Source organism: Roseivivax sp. CAU 1761 (assembly GCF_054482755.1).
On sequence record NZ_JBTLRM010000003.1, the window covers coordinates 178,893 to 184,507 of the forward strand.

Consider the following 5,615-nt stretch of genomic DNA (forward strand, 5'->3'; position numbering starts at 1 on the left):
CGCCTCAGGCCGGGGCGCTGGCCGCCACCGCGGCGGCCAGCGCGGCCAAGAGCTGCGGGGTGTCGAACGGCTTTTCCAGCCACGGCGTGCCGGTGAATTCCGGCAGCATGCCGATACTCTCGGTGTAGCCGGTGGCGAACAGCACCGGAATGCCGCGGGCCCGCACCGCGCGGGCCACCGGCCAGACCCGTTCGCCGCCCAGATTGACGTCGAGCACCGCGGCGTCGAAATCCTCGGCCACCGCGACCTTGAGCGCCTGCTCGACGCTGGGCAGCGGGCCGAAGACCGTCATGCCGCCCGAACGCAGCGCCGCCGCGGTCTCGCGTCCGACCAGATGCTCGTCCTCGACCAGCAGCACCCGCAACCCCTCGAGCGCCGTGCCGACCGGGGCCGGCGGCGGCGTCTCGGGGCGGAACTCGCCGATCCCCGGCGTCGGCTGGACGCGCAGCCGGCCGAGCGGCAGCTCGATGACCGCGTGCAGGCCGCCGGGCGCGAAATCGAGGCTCACCCGGCCGCCCAGGTCGTAGGCCAGCGTATGTTCGATCAGCAGCGACCCGAAGCCGCGCTGCGCCGGTTCGGCGGTGATCGGCGGGCCGCCGCTTTCCTGCCAGTCGAAGATCAGGCGCGGCTCCTCCGCGGCCTCGGCCAGCCGCCAGCGCGCCGTCACCTGTCCGTCCTCGGCCGAGAGCGCGCCGTACTTGCCGGCATTGGTGACCATCTCGTGCAGCGCCAGGGTCAGCGTCTGCGCGGCCTTCGGGGTGACCTTGAGGTCCGGGCCGCGGGCCTCGATCCGCCCCGGCCGGGCGCCGCGATAGGGCGCCACCGCGGTTTCCACCAGGGCGCCGAAGCGCGCGCCCTCCCAGCGGCTGCTGGCAAGCAGCGTGTGCGACCGCGCCAGCGCGTCGATCCGCCCGGCCAGCAGCGTCGCTGCCTCGGTCTCGGCAGTGCGGCCGCGCCCGAGGCTCTGGCGGGCGATCGACTGCACCACGGCGAGGATGTTCTTCACCCGGTGGTCGAGCTCGGCCATCAGCATGGTCTGGCGCTGCTCCGAGCGCTTGCGCTCGGTGATGTCGCGCACCAGCCCGGTGCCGTGCAGCGGCGCGCCGGCCTCGTCGGCGGCGAAGATGCCGGTGCCGTGGACGTGCAGCTCCGCGCCGTCGGCATGCAGCACCCGGTATTCCAGGTCGAAGGGCCGGGCCTCGCGCAGGCAGCTGGCGATCTCGGCGCGGACCGCGGCGCGGTCCTCGGGATGGATGCGCGCCTCCCAGTCGGCGATGGCATCGGCCGCCGACGCGAGCCCGATCACCTGCCGGGCCCGGGGATCGGCGGTGGCTGCCCCGGTGGCGAAATCCCAGCTGTACCAGCCGAGCTGCGAGGCTTCGGTGGCCAGCGCCAGGGCGTCGCGGGTCCGCCGCAGGCTCTCCTCGCTGGCCCGCCGCGCCGCCTCGGCACGGGCGCTGCGCAAGGCCGCGTTGGTGCGTCCGGCGACCTCCTCGACCAGCGCGATGTCGTCGGGATGCCAGTATTTCGGCGCCGCCGAGTTCACGCCCAGAACCGCGATCAGCTGCCCCTTCAACAGGAGCGGCACGCTGAGGAAGGCGCGGACGCCGCGCGCCTCGAACGCGGCCACGGCCTCGGGGCTGGAGGTCCGGGGATCGGCGCGGATGTCGCCGATGGCGATGCTGCGGCCGGCCTTCAGGTCGGCGATGAAATCGCTGCCGAAATCCTCCAGCCGGTGCCGGCCGACATTGCTGGCCATGCGGCCGTCATTCCAGTCGCTCTCGATGATGGCGTATTCGCCGGTCGGGTCGATCTCGGCATAGATGCTCTGCTCGACGCCGAGGTGCTGGGCCAGCAGCGCCATCGCCAGTTCGGTCATCTCGGCCGGCTCGTGCAGCCCGCGCAGGCGTTCGTTGAGCTCGGCGCGCAGCCGCGCGCGGCGCTTTTCCAGAACCTGGTCGGTGATCTCGAGACAGGGGCAGAAGAAGCCGTGCACCTTGCCGTCGGGCCCGCGCACCGGGGTGTAGGAGAAGGAGAAATGCGTCTCCTCCGGGTAGCCGCGGCGCATCATCACCAGCGGGATGTCGTCCATGTGGAGCGCCTCGCCGGCATAGGCGCGGTCGACGATCGGCTTCAGGTCGCGGTCCCAGATCTCGTGCCAGACCTCGTGGAACGGCCGCCCAAGGGCGGGATGCTTTTCGGCCAGGATCTCGCTGTAGGCGTCGTTGTAGAGCATGATCCGCGACGCGCCCCAGACGATGAACATCGGCTGGCTCGAGGTCAGCATCAGGGCCACCAGGATGCGCAGGACCTGCGGCCAGTCCTCCGAGGGCCCGATCGGCGAGGCCCGCCAGTCATGGGCGCGGATCATCTCCCCCATCCGGCCGCCTTCCACGGGAAGGGCGAACCCTCCGACATCGTCATCCCGCACGCCACTGCTCCTGCTGTTCGCACTCCGGCGGCGCCCGGGGCGCCACAAGAAACGAAGATATAGCCCGTCCGCTGCGGGCTTACAGGGGCGCGGTGCGGGCTCGGGGCGCCGCCGGTCGGGGCCGCCTCAACCGCGGCGGCCGAGACCCCGCCGCCAGGTCAGGAGCTTCCAGGCGACCACCGCAAGATAGGCCAGGCAGAGCAGCACCAGGCTGATCCAGGCATAGGTCAGGATCACCGCGCCGACGACCACGAAGCCCACGAGGAACAGCTTCACGTTGCCGCGCGAGACCTTGGTGGTCTTGAACGACCAGGTGGGGATGCGGCTGATCATCGACAGCCCGACCAGCACCATCCAGAGCGCCAGCAGCAGGTCCGGCAGCAGCGGGCCGGACCCCACCGCGAAGCTCACGAACATCGGCAGCAGCGCCAGGAAGGCGCCCGCCGGCGACGGCACGCCGGTGAAGAAGGCATTGTCGCCGCCGCGGCCCTCGTCGGTCTTGCGCGAGACGTTGAAGCGCGCCAGCCGCGACACCGTGCAGACCGCGTAGACCAGCACCGCGACCCAGCCCAGGCCGCGCAGATCCTCGAGCGCCCAAGTGTAGAGCAGCAGTCCCGGCGCGACCCCGAAATTCAGGAAATCGGCCAGCGAATCGAGCTCCGCCCCGACCGGGCTCTCGGTCTTCAGGGCCCGCGCCAGGCGGCCGTCGAGCCCGTCGAGCACGGCGGCCAGGAGGATCAGCTGCACGGCGAGCTCGTATTGCCCGGCCAGCCCGTACCGGATCGCCGTCAGCCCGGCGCAGATCGCCGAGATGGTCAGCATGTTGGGCAGCAGCTGCACGATGGTCAGCTTCTCGCGGGCCGGCGCCTCGGGGTCGCGCGGCGGCGTCTGCGGGCCGGGGGTTTCGGGACCGTCGGTCACGCCATGGGCTCCGGTTCGCCGCGGCGTTCGGCGATCACCGTCTCGCCGGCGATCATGGTCTGGCCCACCGCGGCGCGCAGTTCCCAATCCGCCGGCAGGTAGATGTCGAGCCGCGAGCCGAAGCGGATCAGCCCGAAGCGCCCGCCGCGGCCCAGGTGGTCGCCCTCGGCGGTGAAGGAGACGATGCGCCGCGCCACCAGCCCGGCGATCTGCACCACGCCGAGATCCGACCCGCCCTCGTCGAGCGTCACCACCAGGCCGTTGCGTTCGTTCTGTTCGCTGGCCTTGTCGAGCGCGGCGTTCACGAACTTGCCCGGCCGGTAGACGATGCGGCACACCGTGCCGGCGCCCGGCATCCGGTTCACGTGGCAGTCGAAGACCGACATGAAGACCGAGACGCGCTGCCGCGGCTCGGCCGGCAGGCCGAGCTCCGGCGGCGGCAGCACGGTGCCGGTCTGCGACACGATGCCGTCGGCCGGGCTCACCAGCAGGCCGGGCCGCTCCGGCGTCACCCGGTCGGGGTCGCGGAAGAAGTAATAGCACCAGACGGTGAGGCCGAGGCCGATCCAGCCCAGCGGCTCCCACAGGAAGAACAGCAGCAGCGTCGCCAGCGCGAAGGCGCCGACGAAACGCCGGCCTTCGGGGTGCATGGGCTTGAGGACCGTGTCGCGCAGTCGCATGGGAATCCGTTCCGGAAGTGGAGGTTGACGCCCACTTACCCCATTCGCGGGCCGATCTGAACCCTCGCGCGGGGCGCACACGGGCATGTGCGGCGGCCGGCCTAGCCCGCCGGCCGCCGCGCGGGGGCTATTGAAAGAATGTTGCGCGGGGCCTAGGATTCCGGCAACGCTGAACCGCGGCCGCCCACCGGTGGCGGGCCCGCGATCGGCCGGCCCGGCGGGCGGGCGAAGTGAGGGAGGAGACGCCGCGATGACGGCCGACAGCGCCGCGGCCGAGGCCGCCCGGGAGATCCCCGATGCCAGCCTGATCGCGGCCTACCGCGACATGCTGCTGATCCGCCGCTTCGAGGAGAAGGCCGGGCAGCTTTACGGCATGGGGCTGATCGGCGGCTACTGCCATCTCTATATCGGCCAGGAGGCGGTGGCGGTGGGACTCGAGGCCAGCGCCCGCGACGGCGACCGCCGCATCACCTCCTATCGTTGCCACGGCCTGATGCTGGCCGCCGGGCTCGACCCGGAGCCGATGCTGGCGGAGCTTCTGGGCCGCGCCGAGGGCCTGTCCGGCGGCAAGGGCGGCTCGATGCACATGTACGCCCCCGAGCAGGGCTTCTTCGGCGGCCACGGCATCCTCGCCGCGCAGGTGCCGATCGGCGCCGGGCTGGCGCTCGCCGAACGCACGCGGCGCTCGCATGCGGTGACCTACGTCTATCTCGGCGATGCCGCGGCCGATCAGGGCCAGGTCGCGGAGACCTACGCGCTGGCGATGCGCTGGAAGCTGCCGGTGCTCTTCGTCATCGAGAACAATTCCGAGCTCGGCGGCGCCGCGCCGCTGCCCGGGCGCGGCGCCCGCGGGCCGGGCCTGACCGACCGCGCCAAGGCGCACGGCATCCCCGCCCGGAGCGTCGACGGCATGGACGTGCTGGCGGTGCGGACCGCCGCCGAGGACGCGGCGCTGCACGTGCGGGCCGGCAAGGGCCCCTACCTTCTCGAGGCGCGCACCTACCGCTACCGCGGGCATTCCATGGCCGATCCCGCCAAATACCGCACCCGGGCCGAGGCGCAGCGGGTGCGCGAGGCGCGCGACCCGATCGCGCATCTGCGCGCCCTGCTGCTCGACGGCGGCCACGCCACCGAGGACGAGCTGAAGGCCATGGACCGCGAGACCAAGGAACGCATCAACGCCGCCGCCAAGGCGGCGCGCGACGGCGCCGAACCCGAGGCCTCGGCGCTCCACGCCGACGTCTACGCGGCGGGCTGAGCGATGGCGACCGAGATCCTCATGCCCGCCCTGTCCCCCGCCATGGAGGAGGGCACGCTGGCGCGCTGGTTCGTCCGCGAGGGCGACGCGGTGGAGGAAGGCGACGTCATCGCCGAGATCGAGACCGACAAGGCGACGCTGGAATTCGAGGCCACGGCGCCGGGACGGCTGGGTGCCATCCTGGTGCCCGAGGGCACCAGGGCGGTGAAGGTGAACACGCCCATCGCGGTGCTCGAGGCGCCGGGCGAGCCCGCCGCGGCGCCGGGCGCGGACGGATCTGCGGCGCTGGCCGGCGGCGGCGCCGACCCCGCGGTCGCGGGGCACC

At 72.6% G+C, this 5,615-nt stretch carries 5 protein-coding genes; 2 read left to right on the forward strand and 3 right to left on the reverse strand.

The features are described 5' to 3' along the window. Positions 1–4: 4 nt before the first annotated feature. From ACXYMW_RS03810 to ACXYMW_RS03820, 3 genes are all read right to left on the reverse strand, one after another. Positions 5–2,380 carry an HWE histidine kinase domain-containing protein gene (locus ACXYMW_RS03810; RefSeq protein WP_459033959.1) on the reverse strand — a complete coding sequence of 792 codons (2,376 nt, stop codon included), beginning with the start codon at positions 2,378–2,380 and terminating at the stop codon, positions 5–7. Between the two features lie 177 nt (positions 2,381–2,557). After that, a complete protein-coding gene (pssA, locus tag ACXYMW_RS03815) occupies positions 2,558–3,253 on the reverse strand; it encodes a CDP-diacylglycerol--serine O-phosphatidyltransferase (RefSeq protein WP_459033971.1) in 696 nt (231 codons plus the stop codon). A gap of 95 nt (positions 3,254–3,348) precedes the next feature. Further along, positions 3,349–4,032 carry a phosphatidylserine decarboxylase gene (locus ACXYMW_RS03820; protein WP_459033960.1) on the reverse strand — a complete coding sequence of 228 codons (684 nt, stop codon included), beginning with the start codon at positions 4,030–4,032 and terminating at the stop codon, positions 3,349–3,351. Positions 4,033–4,282: 250 nt separating this feature from the next. Here ACXYMW_RS03820 and pdhA point away from each other — a divergent pair, with 250 nt between their 5' ends. Both pdhA and ACXYMW_RS03830 read left to right on the forward strand, forming a co-directional pair. Then, entirely contained in the window at positions 4,283–5,290 is a 1,008-nt protein-coding gene (gene pdhA / locus ACXYMW_RS03825) for a pyruvate dehydrogenase (acetyl-transferring) E1 component subunit alpha (protein WP_459033961.1), read from the forward strand. Between the two features lie 3 nt (positions 5,291–5,293). Then, the coding region (locus ACXYMW_RS03830) for a biotin/lipoyl-containing protein (RefSeq protein WP_459033962.1) at positions 5,294–5,615 on the forward strand (322 nt) is incomplete at its 3' end.